The following is a 23,912-nucleotide window of genomic DNA, read 5'->3' as shown; positions in this document are numbered from 1 at the left end:
TCAGCGTGTCCGGCTGAAGATCAGCGTGTCGCGCAGACGTGCGGGCTCGTCGGCAGCCACGTCGTCGTTCACGAGGCGGGCATCCAGGGTGTAGTCGAGCGCGCGGGGAATACGGGCGCTGCGCGCGTTCCGTGCGTCGCAGCGGATCTCGACGCGCCGGAAGCCCAGGTCGGTCAGGGCATAGTTGGTCAGGAATTCCGCGACCTCCTGGGCGTAGCCGTGCCCAGTGTGCGCCGTGGCGATCCAGTACCCGATCTCCCCTTTGGGCACGCGCCAGTCCAGCGAGTGGTAGCCGGTGGAACCCAGCAGTTCCGTGCCGGCGGCGTTCCACACCAGCAGCCGCAGATTCTCACGCCGCGCGTACGCCTCAGCCGCCTGCGCGAGGTTCTCCCGCGCACCCTCCAGCGTCTGCGGTTCCTGCGCCCAGACCATCCAGCGGCGCAGTTCCGGCAGGCTGGCGTTCACGGCGTCCACCTGCGCCTGCGCGTCGTCCGGTCGGGGAGCGCGCAGCAGCAGGCGCGCGGTACGGAACTCCGTGGGCAGGTGGGGCGCGGGCCTGGGGTGTGGTGGGGCCTGAGCGCGGATCAGCTCGCGCAGCTGGAAGGCGTGCCGCTGGGGGTGCATGGCCGCGTGTTCCAGCAGGGCACCCAGCCAGGAGGGCAGGCCCGGAAGGGTCACCTCGGGTTCCAGATCGGCGTTCCGCACGGACTGAAGCGTGCGCCGCCAGACAGGCAGGAGGGCGTCGACATACATTTCTGCGTTTCCGGCGGCCTGAGCGGGCTCCGGCAGGGGTGGAAGCGCAGGCCTAGGCAGCGTCAGGTGCTCGGCCAGGCTGGTGAGGTACCACCCGGCACACTCCAGGACATGCACCAGCAGATGCTCCAGCGAACGGTACGGTTCGTCGGTCGTCTCCGGCAGGGCGACGTTGGCCTCCCTCGCCGCCCTCCACACCGGCAGAAAATCCCGGAGGGCGTCCTCATGCAGGAGGGTCAGGGCGCGCACCGCGCGGGACTGGAAGGCGGAGTCCGGAACGCTCATGGCCGCATGATGTCGTTCCAGCATGTGGGCCACATCCGCCACCTGGCCCAGACGAGGAGCGTCGGCGCCCTCAGTTCAGGCGACGGTCTCCAGGGGGCACGCCGTACACCGCTCCCCACGGGTTGTACGTGCTTTTCAGCGTGTCGGTGCCCACGACTTTCCCCCCCATCCTGATGGTGCGGGTGATGACGCTGGTCATACCCTGCATGGGCGTGTCGAGCAGGCGGCGGCCCCCGGTGGCCACGCGGACGTCCGGCGTGTAAGTGGGGCGGGCAGGCGCCTCGAAGGCCGTGACGACCGGCCGACCGACACTCACCTTGCGGCCGGTATTCGCGCCGAACACGTCGAAGCGCAGGGTCCGGGCCCTGGTATCCCACGCGGCCTGAACGAACAGGTACTGGCCGGTGTCGTTCTTCATGCGCAGGTTCTTGTACGGGGCGTACACGGTCGCCTCGAAGCCCACGGGGTCGTAGTACTCCACGCGGTGGCTGTGCTCGTGGCGCTCCACGATGGGCAGGCCCGCGCCGTACAGCGCCCGGAAGATGGTCGTGCTGACCTGGCAGATGCCGCCGCCGTCCTCTTTCGCGAGCGTGCCGCCGCTGATCACAAAGCCCTTCACGAAGCCGGTGCTGGCGTCGATCTGCCCGACCTCCCGGTTGAAGTTGAACTCGTGGCCGGGCGCGATGAAGAAGTTGTCGAGCTTGCCCGCACCGACCAGGACGTTCTTCACGCGGAAGTCCGGACTGCCCCGGTAGGAGCTGGTTCCAGTCGAGACGTGCCACCGCACGCCGCGCTGCGCGAGCACGGTCACGCGGCGCCGGGGCTCGACGCGCTTGTACGCGACCGGCGCGCTGCCCCTGCCCCCTGCGAGGGCCTTCAAGAGGTTCGCCTTGGTGCCGTCCCGGTCGAAGATCCAGCCGGTCTGTTCGGTGGCGACCCACGCCCCGCCGACGTTCCTGAAGGTGGCGGGAAGGGGCCTACGGGCATTGACAGCCTTCGCGATCTGCGCCAGCACGGGCGTCAGGGTGGAACTGACCTTGCCGAACTTCCGGCTAACCCTGATCCCCGCTGCGGGCAGCACCCACGATTTGACGATGGTCGCAGTGGTGACCTCGCCCTTCTGGATCTTGTGTTCGCTGGCCGTCAGGATGAGTTTGAAGGGAGCCTGGCCATGCGCGGCGCTCACCAGCGAGCAGGTCAGGAGGGACAGCAGGAGACGCTTCACCCGTTCAGGCTAGGGGCGCGCGCCTGCTGGGCCGTGAGCGCAGGTTGGGCCGCTCCTTACGGGCACTTGCGGCGGCGTTGACGCTCCGGGGGCACCACCCGCCCCGATCAGGGAATCAGCGCCTCAAGCTGCGCGAGCCGGGCGCGCAGCGTGGCCATCTCCGGCGCGACGAGGTTGACATGCCCGAGCTTGCGCCCCGCCCGCCACGCCTTGTGGTACAGGTGGACGCGGGTCCCCTCCAGCGCATCGATGCCCGACCAGTCGGGCTCCAGCGCGCTCCCGTCCGGCCCGGCCACGCCGACCACGTTCACCATCGCGCTGGGGTGCAGGGGCCGCCAGTCGGTCAGCGGCCAGGCCAGCACGGCGCGCACCTGCGCCTCGAACTGACTGACCCCGCCGCCGTCCTGCGTGAGGTGCCCGCTGTTGTGGACGCGCGGCGCGACCTCGTTCACCAGCAGCGTACCGCCGGGAAGCTGGAAGAACTCCAGCGTCATCAGGCCCTCCAGCGCCCAGGCATCGGCCACGGCGCGGGCCTGCTCGCGGGCCGCGCGCTCCACTCCGGCCGGCACGTCCGCCGGAAAGACGCTGGTGCGCAGGATGCCGCCTCTGTGCACGTTCTCTACCAGCGGCCCGAACGCCACTTGGCCGCCGGGCGTGCGGGCCACCCCCAGGCTGACCTCCCGCTCGAAGGCCACCAGACCCTCCAGCACGCAGGGCACGGACGTCATGGCCCGCCACGCCTCCCGCAGTTCGGCGTCCGAGGTCACGCGGGCCTGGCCCTTGCCGTCGTACCCGAGTTCACTGGTCTTCAGAATGCCCAGGCCGCCCACGCGTTCCAGCGCGCCGTCCAGGTCGGTCTCCTGCTCGATGGTCACGAAGGGCGCCGTCTGCGCTCCGGCCGCACGCAGGGCTTCTTTCTCGCGGGCACGGTGCTTGCTGCGGGCCAGGAGAGACGCGCCCGGACGGACCGGGACGCGGCCACGCAGGGCGTCCAGGGCCGCCACGGGCACGTTCTCGAACTCCAGCGTCACGGCGTCGCAGGTGGCCAGGGTGTCTAGACCGGCGGCGTCCGTGTACGGCGCGTGGAGATGGTCGGCACACAGCCGGGCCGGGGCCTGGGCGTCGGGTTCCAGCACGGTCACACGCACGCCCAGCGGCTGGGCGGCCAGCGCGAGCATCTGCGCGAGCTGCCCGCCCCCCAGGATGCCGAGGTGCGCTGAGGGCAGGAAACCGGGACTGGAGGGGGTCATTCGGTCCCCGCCTGCGGGTGGCCGTCGAAGTGGGGCTCGTCCAGCACGGCCTGTGTTTGGCGCTGCCGGAAGGTGTCAAGGGCCGCTCGGACGCTGGAATCGGTGGTGGCGAGGATAGCGGCGGCGAACAGGGCAGCGTTCTTCGCACCGGCCACACCGATGGCGAAGGTGGCCACCGGAATCCCGGCGGGCATCTGCACGATGCTCAGCAGGCTGTCCTGGCCGCTCAGGGCGCGGGACTGCACCGGCACGCCCAGCACTGGCACACGCGTGAACGCCGCCAGCATGCCCGGCAGGTGCGCCGCGCCCCCCGCTCCTGCGATGAGGCACGCGAAGTTCAGCCGCTCGGCCCGCGCGCCGTAGGTGGCGAGCAGGCCCGGCGTACGGTGGGCGGACAGCACCCTCACCTCGTAGGCGATACCCAGGTCGCGCAGGAGGTCAAGGGCGCCCTGCATGGTCTCGAAGTCGCTGCGGCTGCCCATCACCACGCCCACACGGGGCGAGGCGGAACCGGTGGAGGCGTCGGTCGTCACGGGCTGCATGCTACCCGGCCCGGCCGCAGGTCATCCCAGGCCCCTCTGGACGCGCTAGCGTTGGCGCGTGACGGACGCGCCCGTACCCTCCTCTTCTCCCGATTACGGCTGGCTGTATGCCCGCACGCGCTCCGGGCGGGAGCGGGGGCCGGCAGGCGCGCGGGCGCTGCTCGACACGCTCGGTCGGCCAGACGCGGCGTTCCGGAGTGTCCGCGTGATCGGCACGAACGGCAAGGGCAGCACCTGCGCCATGCTGGAGGCCGGACTGATCGCCGCCGGCCTGCGTACCGGACGCTTCACCAGCCCGCACCTGCACGAGTACGAGGAGCGCATCCGCCTCCAGGGCGTGAATCTGGACGCCTCCCGGACGGCGGCCTTCATCACCTGGGCGCAGGCACACGTGCCGGACGCGGCGTTCTTCGACCTCACGCTGGCCCTGGCCTGCTCGGCCTTCGCGGAGAACCGGGTCGAGATCGCGGTGATGGAGGCGGGCGTGGGTGGCCTGAGCGACGCCACGCAGGCCCTGACGAACGTGGCGGCCGTGGCAATCACGAACGTGGATCTGGATCACATGGGGGTGCTGGGAACCACGGTGGAAGCCATCGCACGGGACAAGGCTGGAGCAGCGCGCGCGGGCGTCCCCCTGCTGACCACCGCCACGGGCCGCGCGCTGGAGGTCATCCGCGACGTCGCCACGGCGGCCGGGGCTCCCCTGTTCACCCCTGACACGCATCCGGAACTCTTCAGCTTGCCCCGGCCGCCCGCCCTGGTTGGGCCGCACCAGCTCCAGAATGCCGCGCTGGCCGTGGCGACCCTCCGGACGCTGGGGTACGCGGGCGGGGTAGATGGCGCGCTGTTGGCCACCCACCCCGCCCGACTGGAACGCTTCACGGTGAGCGGCCGCACCGTGCTGGTGGACGGCGCGCACAACCCACACGCCACCCGCGCCCTGGCCGCCGCCGTGCCCCGCGCGGACGTGCTGCTGTTCGGAAACCTGGCCCGCAAGGACACGGCCGCGACCCTGGCCCCCCTGCTGACCCTGGCGCCCGTGCGCGTCTACACGTCGCCCGGCGATCTGGCTACCCCGCCCGCCGATCTGGCGGCCACGTTCGGTGGCGAGGCCGTGCCTGAACCCAGGGCCGCCCTGGCCCGTGCGCTGGCCCTCACCCCGGCGGGAGGCACGTTGCTGGTCGCGGGGAGCCTGTATCTGGCGGGCACGGTACGCGCCGAGCTGAGCCGCAGGTCAAGCGACTCGTAATGCTGTTCCGCCGTGCCCTGGCCTAGGGTGAGGTATGCCCTCCCTGCTGTCCGCTGCCCGCGCCCTGCTGCACCCCGAGCCCGTGTCCTCGCCCGCCTACCGCGACGCTGTGATCGGCCTGCTGGCCGGAACCGCCGGCACCCTCCTGATGGGCCAGTGGTCGACCCGCATCGCTCCACTGATCACGGGCGGGCAGGAAGCATCCGCACCGCCCAAGCCCGACCAGGATGTGATCAGCCCACTGGGTCAGGAGCATGTGCCCGGCGAGAGTTCCACCGCCGCCCTCGGCCGCCACCTCTACCAGCTCATCAACCACCAGATGCCGCAGAAGGGCACCCGCACCGCGCTAAGCGAGGCCGTGCACTGGGGCACCGGAGTTGTAGGCGGCGCCGCCTATGGCGCGCTCGCCGCACGCCGGCAGGGGCCGCTGACCGGCCTGCTGTTCGGCACTGGGCTGTGGCTGGTGCTGGATGAAACCATCACCCCCCTGCTGGGCCTCCAGGACGGCCCTCGCGGCGCCGAGCTCCGCACGCATGCCAACCGGCTGGGCGCTCACCTCGCGTACGGACTGGGCCTGGGCGTGGCCGCCGCCGCGCTGAACGCCGCCCTGCCCGACTGACGACCGCTGGGAGGGCCCGCGCTTGACAGTGCCGCCGGGCCCTGCCTATACTCCACTCCGCCCGGTCACCGCCGGCGCCCCAGCAGACCGGATCGTTAGCTCAATTGGCAGAGCAGCTGACTCTTAATCAGCGGGTTGTAGGTTCGATTCCTACACGATCCACCAGATAGACCCCGTCCCAGACGGGGTATTTTTTGCACCACAGCCGCCGGACGTTCAGTGTCCCGAGTTCGTCACGCTTCCGGCGGTTTGGGCAGGGCCACGCCGAACGTGGCTCCCTGGCCATCCACGCTGTCGGCGAAGACCCGGCCGCCGTGCTTGAGCACGATCCGCCGTACGGTCGCCAGTCCCACCCCGATGCCCGGAAAGGCGTCGTGGGTGTGCAGCCGCTGGAAGATCCCGAAGAGCTTCCCGGCGTAGCGCGGATCGAATCCCACGCCATTGTCCTGAACGGTGATCACCCATTCCGCGTCGGTGTCGCTGACGTGCACCGTGACCTCCGAGACGTCCCGCCCGCTGGAGTACTTCACCGCGTTGTTGATCAGGTTGGTCATCACCTGCTGGAGCAGGGTCGCGTCGCCCCACACCATGACCGGCGTGGGCAGGGTCACCTCGATGGTCTGCGCCGGGAAGTCCAGCTCGGCGTCCCGCTGGGCCTGCGTGAGCAGCGGTTCCAGAGCGACCATCCGGGGGTGGTAGTCCTGCCGGCCGGCACGGGACAGCATCAGCATGCCGTCGATGAGCTGCTCCATGCGCGCGGCTCCCTGCTGGATGATGCCCAGGCTGCGTACGACCTTCTCGGGCTGCTGCTGATCCAGGGCGCGCCGTGCCAGATCCGCGAATCCCATGACATGCCGCACCGGAGTGCGCAGGTCGTGTGAGGCGGAGTAGGTGAAGGCCTCGAGTTCTTCGTTGGCCGCCATCAGTTCCTGGGTGCGGCGATCCAGGGCGTCGCGCTGGAGGAGGAGTTGCCGGGCCAGCTCGGTGCGTTTCAGGGCCAGGGTCAGGGCGCCGCCGACGGCCCGGATGATGGCCTGCTCGCGGGGCGTCCAGGCACGGGCTGCCAGGGTGCCCACGGTGAACAGTTGTGGCGTCGGCCCCCCCTGTGTGGGGATGATGGCCACCGCTCCATAGTTCGAGGCGCTCGGTGCGAGGTCATCCTCGGCCTTCCAGCCGTCCACGAAGACCCCGGTGCCGGACTGCGCCGCCTCGGCGAAGTTCGGGGCATCCTGAGGAATGCCCTGCTGGATGGCGGCGATCACCTCCGGCTGGATGTCTCCGGACCAGATCCGGGCTTTCCACAGGCCGTCTTCGAGTTCATACACCGCCACGCTGACCTGATCCAGGGTGGCGCGGAGCACCAGTTCCGCCTGTCGGGCCAGCACCAGGCCGTCCACGGCGACCCCCGCCGCTTCCGTGAAGGCCACGAAGGCGTCCAGGCTGGCGGTGCGCTCCTGGAGTTGCCGGGTCTGCTCGGCCCGCTCCAGGGCCAGGCCCAGGCCGCGCCCGACCGATTCGATGATCGCCTGTTCCTGGGCCGTCCACTCGGGCCGGCCCGTTCCGGCCGCGAACAGGGCGTACGGTCGCTGACCGCTGAAATACGGCGTGATGCTCAGGGCACTGGCATACCCCACCGACTGCACCCGGCCGTCCTCACCCTGAGCGAAGACCGTCCGGCGCGCCTGCACAGCCTCCGCCGCCAGGGGCATGCTGAGCGGCACCCCCGTCTGCCGGGCGACCCGGACGGCAGGCGGGGTGTTCCGGGAGAACGCCAGCGGGAACGCGGTCTGTCCACGAATCAGGTACAGGCCGCTGGTGGCTCCCCCCACGGCGTCCTTGATGATGTCGCCGGCGGCCATGGCGAGTTCCTCGAGGTCCGTGATGCTGGCCACCTGGGTCGTGAAGCGCACGAAAGCGTCCAGCGCCCGTTCCTGTTGACTGACCCGCACTTCGAGCGTCTGGGCCCGGTCACTCAGCAGCTGCTGGATCTCCTGCAACTGCTGTTCGGCCACCTTGCGCGCGGTGATGTCCCGTGAGATGGCCAGCAGGCGGGTGATCCCGCCGTCCGGATCGCGCAGCGGAGAGACCCGCACCTCCCACCACTTCGGCGTCCCGGCAAAGGTCTGCGCCGGGCCCTCGAAGGTCGTGGTGTGCCCGGCACGGGCGGCCTCCAGCGCGTGCTCCACCTGTTCGCGGGCGACGCCCTCCCAGAAGGTGGGCCACAGCGCGTGCTCGCAGACGCTGAAATCCTCGATCTCCATGACGGCCATCCCACCGGCGTTCATGGACAGCAGGTGGGCGTCCAGGTCGAGCACCTTGATGCAGTCCGAACTGCTGTCGAGGATGGCCTGCAGGTCGGTGGCAGCGAGGCCGGGGTCTTGGGACGGGGGCAGGGTCATGGGTCGTGCCCAGTCTGACATCGAAGGTGGCCCGTGGGTGAACGGGGCTGGTCAGGGTGCTGAGCGTGGACCGGGGTGCGCTGCCGCCGGGCCGTGCGATCCCCCCGCACATCGGCCTCAACGTGTCCCCCGGCTGGAGACGGGTGTGCTCCCCGTCAGTCGGTGTGCAGGAAGTCCAGGATGGCCCGGGCGAGCCCCTGCGCGAGGCGGTCGCGGTAGGCGGCGGTGGCCAGTTTCTGCCCCTCGCTGGGGTTGGAGCCGTAGCCGACCTCGACCAGCACGGCGGGCGTGGTGGGGTTCTTGATCACATAGAAGGCGTCGGTGAGCACGCCCCGGTTCACGGCGCCGGTGGCGGCCACCAGGCTGATCTGCACGCGGCGGGCCAGGTCGCGGCTGAACGACAGTTTCGCCTGCGAGAGGATGTCGCCCAGGGCGCTTTGGGCACTGCTGGCCGCCTGCCGGGTGAGTTCCTCGCCGGTGCTGCCGCCACCGTTTTCCTCGACGGCCAGGCTGCGGTTGCTGCCTCCCAGCGGCTGTCCGAAGTAGTACGTTTCGATGCCCTGCGCGGCCGCCCCGCCGGAGTTCACGTGAATGCTGACGTACGCACTCACGGTGCCGGAGGTGGCGAGGCGCGAGCGGGCGTCGAGATCCGTGCGCTTGACGGTGCTGAGCTGCGTGTCGGTGGAACGCACCATAGTGACATCCACCCCGTGCCGCACGAGTTCGGCGCGGGTGCGCAGGGCGACGTCCAGGGTCACGTCCTTCTCCACGACCCATGCGCTGGACATGCCGGGGTCGATGCCGCCGTGCCCGGCATCCAGCACCACCCTGGGGCGGCGCAGCGAGGACGTGCTGGCGGGGCGGGTCACGGCGCTCGGCGTGCGGGGCGGAGTGACCGGCACGGAACCCACGGTCGCGCCCTTGAGCACGTCGATTACGAGCCGCGCGCCCTGGCCGGCCGGGGCGGGGAGCACGCTGGCCTTGGCGTGTCCGTACCCGCTGGCGAGGGTCACGGTGACTGTGCCTCCAGAGACGGCATACGCGGTGACGCCAGGGGATTTGAGCGCGCCCTGTTCGGACTTGAGCTTGACGCCCAGTTTCACGGTGATGCTCTGGGCGGTGACGTTGACATCGAGGGCACTGGTCTTGGGGAGGTCGAAGACCAGCCGGGTGTAGGTGTCGTGGGTGCCGATGCGCGGGGCGGCGTGGGCGGCGTGGGGCAGCGTGCACAGCGCGGTGAGCAGCAGGGCCGGCAGGAGCCTGGGGCGTGGAAGTCGTCCGGACGCCCCTTTGGTGCGGGGGAGGGAAAAGCCGTTCACTGCGCGGAGTGTACCTGCCCGGCGTGATCTGCGGATGGGAGGGCATGAGGGCATCGGCGCCGCCTGTCTGAACCGGGTCTGACCGACGTCCTCACAGGGCGCTCCGGTGCGGGCGCTACGGTGACCTCATGAGAGTGCTTTCGTCCATCCGTGCCGCCGCCGTGGCCGCGCTGTTCCTGGGGGCCGCGTGCGCCGTCAGTTTCGGCGGCCTGACCATTACGCCGCGCGGCCCCCAGTCCCTGAACCTCGAAACGGGCCTGACCGAACTGCCGCAGGGCGGAAAGGCCACCGACAGCCGGGGGCAGTTGACGCTGGACGCGGGGCGCATGCAGTTCAAGCCCGGCGCGTACCTGATCGCGACCGGGGCGACCCTCACCACCAGACAGGGCGGCACCCTCCGGGCCGCGCAGGTGCGCTACGACCTCGCGGCGGGCACGGTCACCGCCACCGGGGACGTGACGTACTCGGACGCCCGCCTCCGGGGCCTGAGCGCCAGGCAGATCACAGTGGATGTCAAGACCGGGTTCGTGGTCGCGTCGGGCAGCGTGAAGGCCGCCGCGCCAGGCCTGGCGGGCAGCACGCTGGTCTTCGATCCGGCGACCATGCAGGCGGTTCTGACCGGCCCGTACCGCGCGCAGCAGGGCACCCTGAACGCCTCGGGCGCGGCAGGTTCGCGGCTGCTGCTGGTGTTCGGCGGGAACCGCGTCGTGCGATCCTCAGCGGATCCCGACACGGGCGACCTGGCCCGCTTCCAGCCCTACCTGAAGTGAGATCCGGCCGTCAGGCGTTGGGTTTGAGCAGGTGAGTCAGGCAGTGACCGTATGACACTCCCTGCTTCGCGTCGGTCACCAGATCCTGCACGCTGAATTCCTGCAACACGCCGAGCATGGCGTCGCGCATGCGGGTGTAGACGGTGGCGCGGGCGTGGCAGCGATCCTCCTCCTCGCAGGCGTCATGCCAGTTCAGGCTGATGCACGAGAGCGGCGCCACCGGCCCGTCGATCGAGCGGACGACCTCACACAGGCTGATCAGGTGGGGCTTGCGCGCCAGGGCGTAGCCGCCGCCGATGCCTTTCTTGCTCTTTACGACGCCCTTGGCCGTCAGGGCGGCCAGAATGCGCACCAGGTATGGGCGGTGCACGCCGGTGGATTCACTGATCTCATCGCTGGAAATCCAGCGGCCGAGGTCCTGGGAGCCCAGGAAGCCGAGCGCCTGGAAGGCGTACACGTCCGTCGCGGAAAGCCGCATGCCCGCAGTCTAGCGGCTGCGCGCCGATTTCCGCGCTGTCCCGGTCGTCCCGCTCAGTCCTGGCCCTGCAGGTAGGCCAGGGCGACGGGATCGATCTTCCCTCCGGGCACCCAGCGTTCCTCCAGGTTCTCCGTGCCGTACAGCGCCCAGGCGGCCCGTTCGGTGGCGTCGTCCCAGGGGCCGTCCGGAAGCTGGGCCGCGTAGCCCTGGCGGATCAGGCGGGCGCGCAGCCAGCCCAGTTCGGAGGCGTCCAGCGGGCGGGTGTCCCGCGGACGGCCGAACAGCAGGTCGTGGACGTCCAACAGCCGGACGAGTTCCTGGCAGGGGTTCGGGTGGTCGTCGGCGCGGAGGTTCACCCAGTCGTCGCTGAGGCCGCCGTAGCCGCGTCCCGGCCCGGCACACAGCAGCGCGGCGGACTGCCGGCCCCGCCGGTCGCCGCCCGCGTCGTCACCGGCCCGCAGCACCCACAGCAGCCGTGCGGGCAGCGCCAGCTGATGGCCCGCGTGCCACGCGTCGAGCATGGCATCCACGACCTCCGGCCCGGTCAGGATGTTGCCCTGGATGGCGATGTCTGGCAGTGCCACGCCCCCCGCCCAGGCGTGGCATGACGGGCCGGTGAAGGTGACGCTGCGCCCCTGCGCGTCCACGATCCCGAACTGCCGCTGCGCGATGCCCCCGTCCTCGCGCTGGAACTGCGCGCCGACCTCGGAAGCAGCGTGGCCCGCGTGGAGACGGGCCAGCCCCTCCGGGCCGAAGGTGGGGTTCACGTAACTCTGGGTGGCGACCGCCCCCACCCCGGCCCGCACCCACGGCACCAGCGCCCCCACGGCCAGGAACTTGCTGGCGACGGCCACTCCCAGGTCGCCGGTGAGCGGGTCGCGCGCCACGATCGAGAAGGTCATGCGCGCAGCGTAGCAGTGCGGGCGTAGCATCGGGCCATGCTCAAGGCCTGCCTGAACGGCCCCCGGAACGCCTTGCGGTGGCCGGTGGTTCCCGTCACGCCGGACGCCCTGGCGCGCGAGTCGGCTGCCTCGGTCAGGGCGGGCGCCGAAGCCCTGCACCTGCACCCCCGTGGCCCGGACGGACAGGAAAGCCTCGCGGTGGCCGATGTCGCGGCGGCCCTGCGCGCCGTGCGTGCCGCGTGCCCTGGCGTGCCGGTCGGCATCTCGAGCGGGTACTGGATGTTGCCGGATGTGGCAGCGCAGCTGGCCGCGGCCCGCGACTACGCGGCTCTGGGGCCGGTGGAGCGCCCGGACTTCGTCTCTGTGAACCTGCACGAGCCGCACGCGCTGGCGCTGGCCGGAGTGCTGCTGGACGCCGGGATCGGGGTCGAGGCGGGTCTGTGGACGCCGGCGGCGCTCGCAGTGTTCCGTGACTGGCCGCCGCGGACGCAGGTACTGCGGGTGCTGGTGGAACTCCCGGATCAGCCGGAGGAGATGGCCCTCCCGCTGGCCGACGACCTCCTGCGCGGCCTGGAGGGGGTCGTGCCTGGTATTCTGGTGCTTCTGCACGGCCTGGATCGCAGCGCGTGGCCGCTGGTGCAGCTGGCCGCCCGCCGGGGCCTCTTCACGCGGATCGGCCTGGAAGACACGCTGCACCTCCCGGACGGCTCGTCCGCACCGGGCAACGCGGCCCTCGTGAGCGCCGCCCGTGACGTGTTAGCCTCGGCCCGATGACGTTCGCGTATGCAGTCACGGACCGCACCCGCCGCCTCGGCACGCGCCTGTGCGTGGGCCTCGACCCTCGCCTGGACGCCTACCGCGACTCCGATCAGCTGCGAGACCATACCCTGGATGTGCTGGAGGCCACCGCTCCCTACGCCGCGTGTGTGAAACCGCAGCTGGCCTTCTACGAGGCGCTGGGCCTGCAGGGCCTGAAGATCCTGGAGGACGTCTGCGCGGCGGCCCGGACGCTGGGGCTGCCCGTCCTGCTGGACGGCAAGCGCGGCGATATCGGCAGCACCGCCCTGGCCTACGCGCAGGGCTGGCTGACCGGCCGGCACGCCGGTGCGGCCCTGACCATCAGTCCCTTCCTGGGCTTCGAGACCATGACGCCCTTCGTGGAGACCGCGCGGGCGCACGGCGGCGCGGTGTTCGTGCTCGTGAAGACCAGCAATCCCGGCCAGGGCGACCTACAGGGCAGCGGGGTCAGCGAGCGGGTGGCGGTCGAGGTCGCCCGGCTGTGCGCCCAGGAACCGCAGGGCGAGTACGCCAGCGTGGGCGCGGTGGTGGGCGCCACCCACCCGCAGGATCTCACGCTCTTCCGGGCGCTGATGCCGCGCGCGCTGCTGCTGCTGCCGGGCCTGGGGGCGCAGGGTGGCGTGGCCGCAGACCTGGCCGGGGCCTTCGGGCCGGGCGGAGTGGGGGCGCTCGCCAGCGCGAGCCGGGGCGTGCAGTATGCGAACGGGCTGGACGTGCAGGCCAGCGTTCACGCCGCGCACACCTTCCGGGATGACCTGAACGCGGCCCTCGGCGTCACGGGCCGCTGACGAAGGCGGCCGGACTCAGGCCGGGATGACCGGCCGGTCTGGCAGCGTGAAGTGAATCGACGTGCCCTCGCCGGGCGTGGAATCCAGCCAGATGCGGCCCCCATGGCTCTCCACGATCTTCTGGCACACCGACAGGCCGATGCCGTTTCCGGGGTAGGCCTGTCGGCTGTGCAGGCGCTGGAAGATGGTGAACACCTGCTTGAGGTACTGGGATTCCATGCCGATCCCGTTGTCCGCGACCGTGAACTGCCACCCGTCGGGGTTGGCCTGCGCGCTCACCTGCACGCGGGGCGGGACGCCGGACTGCCGGAACTTCAGGGCGTTTCCGATCAGGTTCTGGAACAGCTGCACGAACTGTGTGGGGTCGCCCAGCACGCTGGGCAGGGACGACACGGTGATCTGCGCGCCGGTCTCCCGGGTCAGTGACTCCAGGCTGGAGATCACGTCGTCCAGCAGGGCATCCAGGTTCACGGTGCGGGGGCTGGCGGCGTGACTCACGCGGGCCATGGCGAGCACGTCCTCGATCAGGGTGAACATGCGCTGCGCGCCCTCGATCACGATGGTCACGTAGCGCTGGCCCCGCTCGTCGAGCTGGTTCCCGTGCCGGCCCTGCAGGAGCTGCGCGAAGGAGCTGACGGTGCGCAGGGGTTCCTTGAGGTCGTGGCTGGCGACGTACGCGAACTGCTCCAGTTCCCGGTTGCTGCGTTCCAGCGCGGCGGTGCGTTCCTGCACCCGGCGTTCCAGCGTCAGGCGGTGCTGCCGTTCGGCTTCGACCAGGGTGGCGCGGTCGAGCGCCTGGGCGCACAGTTCCGCGTAGGTGAGCAGCAGCGTGCGGTCGTCCGCGGAGGCGAGGGGGGCGTCCAGCACGCCCAGCACACCCAGGGGACGCCCTCCCTGCATGACCGGCAGCACCGTCCAGGTGCCCGGATGGTCGCCGGGCGCCAGGGGGGCGACGTCCGACCGGTCCGCCTCGACGTCACGGGCCACGTGGGCCAGGGGGTGGGCGGCGTCCAGCGGCAGGCGGGCGGGCGGGGCCGGCAGGTCCAGGGTCGGGCCGGCCGTCGCCACCAGATCCAGTTGCAGATCCTCGCCCGGATGCACGTAGAGGGCCAGGGCGGCCGCGTGGGCGCCCAGCACCTGCCGGGCCTGATCCACGATCAGCTGCTGGACGTCGGCCTGAAGCAGCACGGTGTTCATGGCCAGGGACGCGCTGTACAGCTGCCTCAGCCGGTTGGTGGCGTGGCGGTCGCGGTTCTGGATCTGCACGCGCAGGGTGATGTCGGCCACGTAGACCGAGAGACCGTCGCCGGCCGGGTACACGCGCAGTTCCAGCGAGCGGCCACTGCCGGGGTCGTGGATCTCCTGCGCCACCGTACGCTGATCCCGCTGGGCCTCCTGGAGCGAGGGGAGCAGGGCCGTACCGGCGACCCACGGCAGGGCCCGCTCCAGCGGCTGGCGCAGGATGCTGGCAGCACGGACGTCCAGCAGCTGCTCGGCTGCCGGGTTCAGGTAGCTCACGTTCAGGTCGCGATCCAGCGACAGCACCCCGTCCGTGACGCTGTCCAGGATCGCCTGTGACCGCTGCTGCTCGCGGCGCAGGTCGCGTTCCAGACTGCGGCGCTCGACGGCGTTCGCAGCCGCGCGCCACAGGTCCTCGGCCTTCAGCTGGCCCTTGACGAGGTAGTCCTGCGCGCCGGCCCGCATGGCGCTGACCGCCACCCGCTCGTCGCCCAGGCCGGTCAGCATGATCACCGCGCAGTCCGGGTGGGCCACGGTCAGGAATTCCAGGCCGGTCATGTCGGGCAGCGAGTAGTCGAGCAGCAGCAGGTCCGGCGGCGTGGCGCGCAGGATGTCCACGGCGTCCTCGCCCAGCAGGGCGGTGTGCAGTTCGACCGGCTGCTCGGGCCAGCGGGTGAGGTAGCGGCAGAAGATCTCGGTGTCTTCCGGGCTGTCGTCCACGATCAGCACGCGCAGGGGCTCGGGTCGCGACATGGTCAGGCCTGCTCCGGGGCCGCCGGCATCGGCAACTGGGCGGTATCGAGCCAGAAGTCGCACATCACGCGGATCTGGTGGGTGAACTGCTCGAAGTTCACGGGCTTGACCAGGTAGCCGTTGGCGCCGGCGTCGTAGCACGCGCGCACGTCGCGTTCACTGACCGAGGTGGACATGACCAGCACCGGCAGGACGTGCAGGATCGGATCGCGTTTCAGGTGTACCAGCACCTCGCGGCCGTCCGTGCCGGGCAGGTTCAGGTCGAGCAGGATCAGACCCGGATACGGCAGGGCGGCGTCATGCAGACGGATCAGGGCGCTGTCGCCGTCGATGCAGCGTTCCAGGAGCACGGTGCGGCCCAGGCGCTGCATGGCCCAGCGCACGGCCTCGAAATCCTCGTCGCTGTCCTCGATGACCAGCAGGGGGCGCAGCAGGTTCATGTCAGGCCTCCAACGTGAACAGGAAGGTGCTGCCCTGCCCGAACTCGCTCTCTACCCAGACCTGCCCACCGTGCCGCTCGACGATCTTGCGCACGATGGTCAGTCCGGCCCCGGTGCCGCCCCCGAACTGCTCGCGGGCATGCAACCGCTTGAAAATACGGAAGATGTTCTCGTAATGCTGCTCGCGGATGCCGATGCCGTCGTCCTTCACGTACAGAATCCGGGCGTCGGGCCGAACCTCGGGCGGCACCCGATGAGCGGCCCGGTCTGCGGGGGCCAGCATCCCGATCTCGATCTGCGGGTGCGCGCGGGTCGTGTATTTGAGGGCGTTGGCGATGAGGTTCTGGTAGATCTCGGCCACGCGCACCCGGTCGACCTTCACGGTGGGCAGGTCGTGCACCGTGACGGCCGCGCCGGTCTCATGCAGCCGGGGACTGAGCGTGTCGAGCGCCTCCCGTACCAGCGTGTCCAGGGGGGTGGGCTGGAAGTGCAGGTCCACGCGGCCCACGCGGGAGTACAGCAGCAGCGAGTCGAGCAGGTCGTCCATGCGCTGCGTGAGGCGCACCAGCGTCCTGAGTTTCGCGACGCCGTCCTCGTCGAGCTGCTGGCCGTAGGTGTCGAGCAGGAACACCGAGTAGTTGTGCAGGCCCCGCAGCGGTTCCTTGAGGTCGTGGCTGGCGATGTACGCGAAGGCGTCCAGCTCGGCGTTCGAGCGTTGCAATTCCACGTTCAGCTCGTGGGTTTCCTCGGCACGGCGCAGGGTGACCGACGTGATGGCGCGGCGCAGCGCCTGCGCGGCCTGCAGTTCCGCACCCTGCCACGGGGCCGAGCGGCCCCGCACGGTCTCCTGCCACGCCGCGAAGGACTGCCGGGGAGTCAGGCGGCCCAGGCCGGACTCGTCGACCTGCACGGGCTTGTTCGGGTCACCGGCCCACGTGACGGTCTGAAGCTGCTCCGGGCGGAACCACAGCACGTAGTCGTGGCGGTTGCCGCTCAGGGGGACGGCCAGCACGCCGCTCGCGCGATCCGCGTAGGCCTGCGCGGCCGGATACTCCTGGCCCAGGGCGTCCGTGTGCAGCACCTGCGCCTGGGGTTGCGTGGCCAGCCACCGGCACAGCTCCGTGATCTGCGGCGCGCTGGGCGTCACCCCCAGCCGCACGAGTTCTCCACCGTAGGAGATGGCCGCGCCGGGCGCGTCGATGAAGCCCAGCAGGTTGGCCTCCGGGTCGCTGAGCGCCTCCAGCGGATCCAGCTGCTGCGCGAGCTGACTGATCAGTCCGGATTCCGCCGACCGCAGGCGCAGCTCGTAGGCCTGCTCGTCGCGCTCCTGCCGCGCACTGAGCTGCACGCTGGCCACCTGTCCCAGAAACTCGCAGGCGCCGCGCACGTCGTAGGGCAGCACACGCACGCTGTTGTGGTGGCAGGCGATCAGGCCCCACAGTTCCTGGCCGCGCACGATGGAGATGCTCATGCTGGCCCCCACCCCCATGTTGCGCAGGTACTGGATGTGGATGGGCGACACGGCCCGCAGGCCCGCGTAACTGAGGTTCAGCGGCTGCGCGTGCTCCGGCAGGGCCGAGAGGGGCGACGGGGTGCCCTGCACGTCGCTGATGATGCGGATCATGTTGAGCACGTACAGCGCCCGCGCCTGCTGCGGGATGTCGGACGCGGGGTAGCGCAGGCCCAGGAACGACTCCATGCCCGCCGCGAGTTCCTCTGCGACCACCGTTCCCGTGCCGTTGGGCGCGAACTGGTACACCATCACGCGGTCGAAGCCGGTCAGGTGGCGCACCTCGCGTGCCAGCACGCCCGCGAAGTCCGACAGGGAGCGCGTGGCGTTCAGGGCGCCGAGCGACCCACGGATCAGGGCCGCCGGATCCACCTGGGTGCGCCCGCCCCCCGGCTCGAACTCCAGCAGGTGCAGGCCGTCCCGCGCGTGTGCGATCACGTCGAAGGAGCCGCGCCCACGCACGGAGGTGCTCAGCAGGAACAGCGGGTTGTGCTCCAGGTTCTCCCGCGTCAGGGCCGTCTCGACCCGCTGCCGGACCTCGGGCTCGAGCAGCAGGTCCAGGCCCTGCCCGAGCAGCTGTGAGACGTCCAGGCCGAAATGCTCGCGAACCGAGTCGCTGGCGACCACGATGCGGCCGTGATCCAGGGCGATCAGCGCGCCGTGGGGCTGAACCGCGCCGGGAATGTGGATGGGTTCCCGGTCGCAGTTCGTCAGGTCGACCGGCTGCGCGCCGAGCTGCACCACGGGCCGGGATTCGCCAGGATTGCCGGTCATGCGCCCACACCCGCTCGTTCGGTCAGCGTGCCGAACAGGGCGAAGGTACGGGTGGCCCCGTCGAGCACGCCGGCCTGAAAGGCGGCGTCCTCTGTGCTGCACCGGGCAGCCAGGGCCGCCCCGAAGGCCTTCCAGCGGGGGCCGACCTGCTCGCCGTAACTGCTGAAGAACGCCAGCCCCCGCCCATCCAGGTTCAACCGTGAGGCCAGGTGGCGCCGCAGCAGCTGACCCCCCAGGGTCGCACCCTCCAGCACGTACAGCGCGCCCCAGGCATGCGCCTCGTCCGGCAGGGGGGCCAGAACGCGGGGTGCGCTGGGCCGAATGCCGAGGTCGTGCAGATCGGCGCGCAGGGCGTCGGCCTTCACGGCGTGGCGCGCGGGCCAGTCCAGCTCCGCGCGCCGCGCCAGCCAGGAGCCGATGTCCTCACACAGCGGCGTGTACAGCGCGTGCAGGCCGCGCAGGACGTCCACGTACCGCTCACGGGTCAGGGCCGGGTCGAGGAGGTTCAGGGCGGCCTCGGCGTGGTCATGCAGCTCACGCGTGTCAGCCTTGAGTTGGGCGAGGATCACGCCCCCTGTTTTACCGCAAAAACGCCGGGGAGTTCGGCGGGCGGGCGGCGGTCACCCCAGCGCCGAGAGCAGCCGGTTCACGTCGTCGACACTGGTGTAGTGCGCGATGCTGGCGCGCACCACGCCCTGCGGATACAGGTTCAGATCCGTGAGGGGCTGCACGGCGTAGAAATGACCGGCACCGGCGTCTACTCCCTGCGCGCTGAGGCGGACGGCGGTGGCGTCCGGCGTCTCGCCGTGCACGCGGAAGGCGACGGTACCCACCCGGTGCTCGAGGTTCTGGGGGCCGTACACGGTGACGCCGGGCGTGTCCAGCAGCCCCTGAACGAGGCGGGCGGCCACCGGAGCTTCCAGGGCCGCGATCTGCACGTAGGCTTGTTCCAGTGCGGAACGCGTCAGGGACTCCGCGCCGCCGAGCTCCCTGAGGTAGTCCAGGGTGCCCAGCCAGCCGGCCAGCAGCTCGAACTGCGGCGTGCCGTGCTCGATGCCGGCGATATCGCCCTCCGGCATGAAGCTCAGCCGGGGCCACGGCAGGGTGGCGCGCACCTCGGGCCGCAGCCACAGGGCGCCCAGGTGCGGGCCGAAGACCTTGTACGGACTGAAGGTCACGATCTCCGCTCCCCAGGCCTGGACGTCCGGCAGGAGATGCGGCCCAGCATGGACGGCATCCACGGCCGTCCACGCTCCGGCGGCCCGCACCTGCGCGGTGATGGCGGCAATGTCCGGCATGACGCCCAACACGTTGCTCGCGGCGGTCACCGCGACCAGCCGCGTCCGGGCACCGAGCAGCGCCGCCAGATCGTCCGGGTGCAGCCGCATGTCCGGCTGCCGGGCGTGCCACACGCGTACAGTCACGCCCACGCGCTCCAGTTCCCGCCACGGACTGGCGTTCGCCTCGTGCTCCAGGCCCGACACGATCACTTCGTCGCCCGGCCCCCACACGCGCGCGAGGGCCGCCGCGACCCGGAAGGCCAGGGCCGTGGCGCTCGGCCCCAGGGCCACGTCGGCCGGATCGGCGTTCAGGAACAGGGCCGTGCCCGCCCGCGCCTGCCCCCGCAGCCCGGCGACCACCCGCCCCGGCTCGTGCGAGGGCATGGCGTTCACCGCGCCGTACTGCGTGAGGTGGGCGGTGACGGCGTGGATGCTGCGTTCCGGGAGCAGGCCGCCCGCCGCGTTGTCGAGGTATGCGCGGCCCGACGCCAGCGGGGGGAACTGCGCGCGCAGGGCTGCCTGGGCGACAGCTTCAACCGTGGAGGTGGTCATGCCGCCCAGCATAGTGCCAGCCACAGGGCGCGGGCCGCCCACTCAGCGTGGGCGGCCCGCCAAGAACTGGGGTCAGCTGCGCTGCGGCGCGGTCGGATCCGGCTGACCGTCGAGCGCGGCGGTGCCCGTTTCATGCGGGCGGCTGGCTAGCGGGTCGATGTCCGGCACTTCCTTACTGACACTGTCGAGCAGGATGTCGAGGACGTCGCCCGTGCGGGCCGCTTGGACGGCCTTGTGCGTGATGATCTCGCCGACGTTCAGGATGATCGAGTCGTCCGGCGCCAGGATCACCCGGTTCACGGGACGGCCCAGGGCGTCCCGGACTTTCTGTTCCTGCGCCTCCTGCTGCCGCTCGTCGAGGGCCGACTCGGCCTGCTCGCGCTTGTCGCCCAGCCAGGACTTGGCACGGTCGAGCAGGCCGCTGGCTCCCTCGGACACGGTCGCGAGACCGCCAGCCACGGCCGCGCCCGCTCCGGCCACACTGGAACCGACCGCCGTGCCTCCGGACCGCGTGGCCGCCAGCAGTTGCTGCTCCACGCCCAGGTGGCGTGCCCGCTCCAGGATCGCGGGTGTCACGATCTGCCCCTGCGCGCCGACGAGGCTGCCGCCGGGCGCGCGGACGTCCGCCTGCAGGCGGCGGCCCACGGCGGCCTGGGGATCGTTCGGATCGAGATCCGCGCGTGCCGTGAGGGCCTGAGCGCTGGTGCTGAGTGCTCCGGCGGTCGCGGCGGCGGTCAGGGCGGCGAGCTTGCCGGTCGCCTCGGCCCGATCCGCCTGGAAGGTGGTGATCACCGCGCCCTGCGGCACGATCACCTCGCCTGCCTCAGTGGTGATGTCGCGGCTGGCGGTCTTGCCGACCACGTACGCCTTCTGGCGCTCGGCGGTGGCGTCCCGGACGTCCTCGTAGCGCTCCTGTACGCCCTGCACGGCCGTGCCGTAGGCGTCGGCCAGGGTGCCGCCGGTGGCGCTGGTCGCCAGGGCCGTGAGCTTCCCGGCGGTGTCGGCCCGCTCGGCCTGCAGGGCGGTGATGGTGTCGCCCTTGTGAACGAGCACGCTGCCGTCGTCGAGCAGCAGATCGCTGCCGGCGGTGCGGCCCACGACGTACTCCTTCTGGCGTTCGCGGGTCGCGTCGGCGATATTGCTGTAGGTCTCCTTCACCGAACCGGCCGCGCTGACGTAGGCCCCCTGCACGCCCTCGGCCACGTTGCCGTAGGCGTCCTTCACGCTGGCCGACGCGGACTGCAGCGCTCCCTTGATGCCGCCGGGTTCCTGTTCCTGCATGGCGGCCGCGACCGTTACGGGAACGATGGCGGCGTCCTCGCCGATCTGCACCTGCTCGGGCGCTGGCACGAAGGTGCGCCCGCTGCTCATGTCCGAGAACAGCCCGCCGGTCGCCTCGTACCCCTGCACGTGCCCGGTCTCTTCGTCGAAGTACACGTCGGCGATGCGCCCGAGATCCTGCCCGTCGCTGGTCAGCAGTTTCATGCCGATCAGGCTGTGCTTGGCGGCCAGCGCGTCCTTGAGCTGACCGTCCTCGCGGCTGGTGGTCACGTCGTCGGCCGAGCCGATCATGATGGCGTCCTCGCCGAACGAGCGGATGCTGGCGAACGGCACGGCCTTCGCCGCGCTGAACCAGCCGCCCTCATCAACGAGCAGGGCCAGCACCTGGTTGGCATTGTGGTCGAACACGACGTCGTGCACGGTATCGACCTTCTCACCGTTGTTCACGGCGACGATGGGACGGCCGAGAATGTCTTTGCCTTTGATCATGAACATGCCTCCTGGGGGTTGGGTGATGACAGGCAGTCAACGTGGCTCAGAAGCCGAGGTTGAGGATGCCCTGGGGCTTGAGGTACAGGAAGTAGACGAGCAGGAACAGGATCACGAGGATCAGGATGATCAGCCACCAGCGGCCACCGCCGCCTGAGCTGCCTTTGAGTCGGGTCATAGAGCCTCCAGGGTCAGTGTATGGACGCGGCTGACCGGCCGGTCATGCCAGCCACTTACGGTCACTTGACTGAACCTTGCGTGCGCCTTTATGCGCGCTTGCCTGTAGCCTCTGGGACGTGACCGCCAGCATGACCCTGCCCTTCCTGCGGACTGAACCGCCACCCCCGGCCACCTTCGAGGCGCGGCTGGGCGACCTCGCGCTGACCGTGCTGGTGGGCGTGACCGGCGTGGGCAAGAGCACCGCGCTGGGCGCCCTGGGCGGCGAACGCGTGCTGCCGGACCGCCGCCGCGTGACGGACGCCGTGATGATCCTGCCGCACGCGCCGCAGGGCGTGGCAGACCGTGAGGAACGCTTCCGCCTGACCGCCGCGTACCGCCAGGGGCATCCGGGCGGCATGGCGCAGGCGCTGGGATCCCTGGTGGGCGACACCCGCCACTGGGGGCAGCGGCCGGTGTTCGACGGCCTGCGCGGCCTGGACGAGGTGCAGTACGCGGCGACCACCTACCCCGCGTGGCGCTTCGTGGCGCTGGGCGCGCCGGACAGCGTGCGGGTGCGACGCCTGCTGGGCCGCGCCGACAGTTTCGACCGCGTGAAGGGCGGCGCGACCGGCACAGACCTGCGCGCCGCCCTGGACGCCCTGACCGGGATCGACAGCGTGTTCACGCCGGAGCAGCGGGACGCCCTGGCAGCCCTGCCAGGCGAGGGGTTCGCGCCAGCCGACGTGCTCGCGAAGGTGCGGATCGTGGTGAGCGAGCGCCGCAATTACGATCCGGCCGCCGCCGAGGCCTTCCTGGGCACCCTCGGGCCGCAGCGGGCCCTGCTGCTGGATACCGTGGCGCTGGACGCCGCACAGGTCGGGCAGGCTGTGCGGGCGTGGGCATGACCGGCCCGGACACGCCGGGCACGGACTTCATGCCGACGGGCGTGACCGTGCAGCGCGTCGAGGGCTGGCCCTTCCGGCTGCCGCTGCGGTCGGCGCTGGCGTGGGGCGCGCACTCGGCCATGACCGCCGCCGAGCACGTCCTGGTGCGGGTGACCCTCTCGGACGGCACGGTGGGCATCGCGGAGGCCCCGCCGCGCCCGACCATCTACGGCGAGACGCCCGCGAGCGTGGTCGCCATCCTGGCCCACCTGGAGGGCAGCCTGCGCGGCGTGGACATTGCGGACACGGCCGCCCTGAACCGGGGGCGGAACTCGGTGGCGAACAACCACACGGCGCGCGGAGCCCTCGACATGGCCCTGCACGACGCCCGCGCCCGCGCCCAGGGCACGAGCCTGTTCGACACCCTCCTGGGGCCCAATCTCCGTGTGCGCGTCAGTTTCATCCTGGGCATCGCGCCGCCCGCCGACATGCTCGCCGAGGCGCGCGAGGTCGTGGCGGCGGGCGTGCGCTGCCTGAAGGTGAAGGTCGGCCGGAACCACGTCAAGGACCTCGCGGTGATCCGCGACCTGCGGGCCGAATACGGGGACGCCGTGCAGCTGTACGCCGACTCGAACGAGACCCTGACGGCCGACCGCGCGCCGGACATCCTGGCGGCCATGAAGGACGCGGGCCTGACCTACGTGGAGGAACCGCTGCCCGTGCGCGACCTGCGGGCCCGCGCCGAGTTGCACGCGCAGGGCGTGCTGCCCATCGTCGCGGACGATTCCTGTTTCACACCCGCCGATCTGGAACGCGAACTGGACTTCGGCACTTTCGACATCCTGAATGTGAAAACGGCCCGCAACGGCTTCACGGACGGCCTGGGCATGCTGCGCCGCGCCTCTGCGCAGGGCCGGCGCGGCATGGTGGGCTCGCAGGCGAGCAGTGGCCTGGGCACCCTGCACGCCGCGCTCCTGTCTACTCAGGGCGAGGTGACCGAGCCGTGCGAACTGAGCTTCGTGCTCAAGCTGCGGGAGGATCTGCTAAGCGCACCTGTGACCTTCAACGACGGCTGGCTCGATGTTCCGGCTCTGCGCGACCATGCCCTCGACCCGGAGCGCGTGGCCCGTTACCGCGTGTGACCCTGGGAACGGGCTGCGGGCAAGTCACAAAT

At 71.0% G+C, this 23,912-nt stretch carries 22 protein-coding genes and 1 tRNA gene; 8 read left to right on the top strand and 15 right to left on the bottom strand.

The window, feature by feature from the left end; all coding sequences use genetic code 11:
• The 4 genes from E7T09_RS22580 to purE form a co-directional block, all read right to left on the bottom strand.
• Entirely contained in the window at nt 1-1,038 is a 1,038-nt protein-coding gene (locus E7T09_RS22580; protein WP_370293989.1) for a GNAT family N-acetyltransferase, read from the bottom strand.
• Between the two features lie 70 nt (nt 1,039-1,108).
• A complete protein-coding gene (locus tag E7T09_RS15345) occupies nt 1,109-2,263 on the bottom strand; it encodes a VanW family protein (RefSeq protein ID WP_136390060.1) in 1,155 nt (384 codons plus the stop codon).
• Between the two features lie 107 nt (nt 2,264-2,370).
• Nucleotides 2,371-3,513, bottom strand: a complete 1,143-nt coding sequence (purK, locus tag E7T09_RS15340; RefSeq protein WP_136390059.1) for a 5-(carboxyamino)imidazole ribonucleotide synthase — start codon at nt 3,511-3,513, stop codon at nt 2,371-2,373.
• A complete protein-coding gene (purE, locus tag E7T09_RS15335) occupies nt 3,510-4,007 on the bottom strand; it encodes a 5-(carboxyamino)imidazole ribonucleotide mutase (protein WP_255578436.1) in 498 nt (165 codons plus the stop codon). Before purE ends, purK begins: the two co-directional genes overlap by 4 nt.
• A 106-nt stretch (nt 4,008-4,113) precedes the next feature.
• Here purE and E7T09_RS15330 point away from each other — a divergent pair, with 106 nt between their 5' ends.
• From E7T09_RS15330 to E7T09_RS15320, 3 genes are all read left to right on the top strand, one after another.
• Complete coding sequence (locus tag E7T09_RS15330; protein WP_136390057.1) at nt 4,114-5,304, top strand: Mur ligase family protein; 1,191 nt, start codon at nt 4,114-4,116, stop codon at nt 5,302-5,304.
• Between the two features lie 34 nt (nt 5,305-5,338).
• Nucleotides 5,339-5,923 carry a hypothetical protein gene (locus E7T09_RS15325; RefSeq protein ID WP_136390056.1) on the top strand — a complete coding sequence of 195 codons (585 nt, stop codon included), beginning with the start codon at nt 5,339-5,341 and terminating at the stop codon, nt 5,921-5,923.
• Between the two features lie 89 nt (nt 5,924-6,012).
• A tRNA-Lys gene (locus E7T09_RS15320) sits at nt 6,013-6,088 on the top strand.
• 68 nt (nt 6,089-6,156) lie between these two features.
• Here E7T09_RS15320 and E7T09_RS15315 read toward each other — a convergent pair.
• A complete protein-coding gene (locus tag E7T09_RS15315; RefSeq protein ID WP_168734865.1) occupies nt 6,157-8,322 on the bottom strand; it encodes an ATP-binding protein in 2,166 nt (721 codons plus the stop codon).
• Nucleotides 8,323-8,477: 155 nt separating this feature from the next.
• Nucleotides 8,478-9,641 carry an N-acetylmuramoyl-L-alanine amidase gene (locus E7T09_RS15310; RefSeq protein ID WP_240741818.1) on the bottom strand — a complete coding sequence of 388 codons (1,164 nt, stop codon included), beginning with the start codon at nt 9,639-9,641 and terminating at the stop codon, nt 8,478-8,480.
• Nucleotides 9,642-9,769: 128 nt separating this feature from the next.
• On the opposite strand from E7T09_RS15310, the gene E7T09_RS15305 reads away from it, so the two are divergent.
• A complete protein-coding gene (locus E7T09_RS15305; RefSeq protein ID WP_136390053.1) occupies nt 9,770-10,411 on the top strand; it encodes a hypothetical protein in 642 nt (213 codons plus the stop codon).
• Between the two features lie 10 nt (nt 10,412-10,421).
• Here the strand turns inward: E7T09_RS15305 and E7T09_RS15300 are convergent, their stop codons facing one another.
• Both E7T09_RS15300 and E7T09_RS15295 read right to left on the bottom strand, forming a co-directional pair.
• Nucleotides 10,422-10,889, bottom strand: a complete 468-nt coding sequence (locus E7T09_RS15300; RefSeq protein WP_136390052.1) for an RrF2 family transcriptional regulator — start codon at nt 10,887-10,889, stop codon at nt 10,422-10,424.
• Between the two features lie 53 nt (nt 10,890-10,942).
• A complete protein-coding gene (locus E7T09_RS15295; protein ID WP_136390051.1) occupies nt 10,943-11,791 on the bottom strand; it encodes a DUF1028 domain-containing protein in 849 nt (282 codons plus the stop codon).
• A 36-nt stretch (nt 11,792-11,827) separates the two neighbouring features.
• Between E7T09_RS15295 and E7T09_RS15290 the strand changes: the two genes are divergently transcribed.
• Entirely contained in the window at nt 11,828-12,565 is a 738-nt protein-coding gene (locus E7T09_RS15290) for a 3-keto-5-aminohexanoate cleavage protein (RefSeq protein WP_136390050.1), read from the top strand.
• On the top strand, nt 12,562-13,377 hold the full coding sequence (gene pyrF, locus E7T09_RS15285) for an orotidine-5'-phosphate decarboxylase (RefSeq protein ID WP_136390049.1): 816 nt from the start codon (nt 12,562-12,564) through the stop codon (nt 13,375-13,377). The genes E7T09_RS15290 and pyrF overlap by 4 nt, the downstream gene beginning before the upstream one ends.
• Before the next feature lie 15 nt (nt 13,378-13,392).
• On the opposite strand, the gene E7T09_RS15280 is transcribed toward pyrF, so the two are convergent.
• The 7 genes from E7T09_RS15280 to E7T09_RS22465 form a co-directional block, all read right to left on the bottom strand.
• On the bottom strand, nt 13,393-15,369 hold the full coding sequence (locus tag E7T09_RS15280) for an ATP-binding protein (protein ID WP_136390048.1): 1,977 nt from the start codon (nt 15,367-15,369) through the stop codon (nt 13,393-13,395).
• 2 nt (nt 15,370-15,371) lie between these two features.
• On the bottom strand, nt 15,372-15,809 hold the full coding sequence (locus tag E7T09_RS15275; RefSeq protein WP_136390047.1) for a response regulator: 438 nt from the start codon (nt 15,807-15,809) through the stop codon (nt 15,372-15,374).
• Between the two features lies 1 nt (nt 15,810).
• The gene (locus tag E7T09_RS15270; protein ID WP_136390046.1) at nt 15,811-18,093 is read right to left on the bottom strand and encodes an ATP-binding protein; all 2,283 of its coding nucleotides are present in this window, start codon (nt 18,091-18,093) and stop codon (nt 15,811-15,813) included.
• Nucleotides 18,090-18,662 carry a biliverdin-producing heme oxygenase gene (locus E7T09_RS15265; RefSeq protein WP_136390045.1) on the bottom strand — a complete coding sequence of 191 codons (573 nt, stop codon included), beginning with the start codon at nt 18,660-18,662 and terminating at the stop codon, nt 18,090-18,092. Before E7T09_RS15265 ends, E7T09_RS15270 begins: the two co-directional genes overlap by 4 nt.
• Nucleotides 18,663-18,713: 51 nt before the next feature.
• Nucleotides 18,714-19,925, bottom strand: a complete 1,212-nt coding sequence (locus tag E7T09_RS15260; RefSeq protein ID WP_136390044.1) for a cysteine desulfurase-like protein — start codon at nt 19,923-19,925, stop codon at nt 18,714-18,716.
• Between the two features lie 72 nt (nt 19,926-19,997).
• Nucleotides 19,998-21,695, bottom strand: coding sequence for a PRC-barrel domain-containing protein (locus E7T09_RS15255; protein WP_136390043.1), 1,698 nt, complete (start codon nt 21,693-21,695; stop codon nt 19,998-20,000).
• 46 nt (nt 21,696-21,741) lie between these two features.
• The gene (locus tag E7T09_RS22465; RefSeq protein ID WP_255578435.1) at nt 21,742-21,873 is read right to left on the bottom strand and encodes a hypothetical protein; all 132 of its coding nucleotides are present in this window, start codon (nt 21,871-21,873) and stop codon (nt 21,742-21,744) included.
• A gap of 118 nt (nt 21,874-21,991) precedes the next feature.
• Between E7T09_RS22465 and E7T09_RS15250 the strand changes: the two genes are divergently transcribed.
• Both E7T09_RS15250 and E7T09_RS15245 read left to right on the top strand, forming a co-directional pair.
• Complete coding sequence (locus E7T09_RS15250; protein ID WP_370293986.1) at nt 21,992-22,759, top strand: ATPase; 768 nt, start codon at nt 21,992-21,994, stop codon at nt 22,757-22,759.
• Complete coding sequence (locus tag E7T09_RS15245) at nt 22,756-23,880, top strand: enolase C-terminal domain-like protein (RefSeq protein ID WP_136390042.1); 1,125 nt, start codon at nt 22,756-22,758, stop codon at nt 23,878-23,880. The genes E7T09_RS15250 and E7T09_RS15245 overlap by 4 nt, the downstream gene beginning before the upstream one ends.
• Nucleotides 23,881-23,912 lie beyond the last annotated feature (32 nt).

The organism is Deinococcus sp. KSM4-11, from assembly GCF_004801415.1.
GTDB lineage: Bacteria > Deinococcota > Deinococci > Deinococcales > Deinococcaceae > Deinococcus.
The sequence above is the reverse complement of the archived record's forward strand: the minus strand, read 5'-3'. Positions and strand labels throughout refer to the sequence as shown.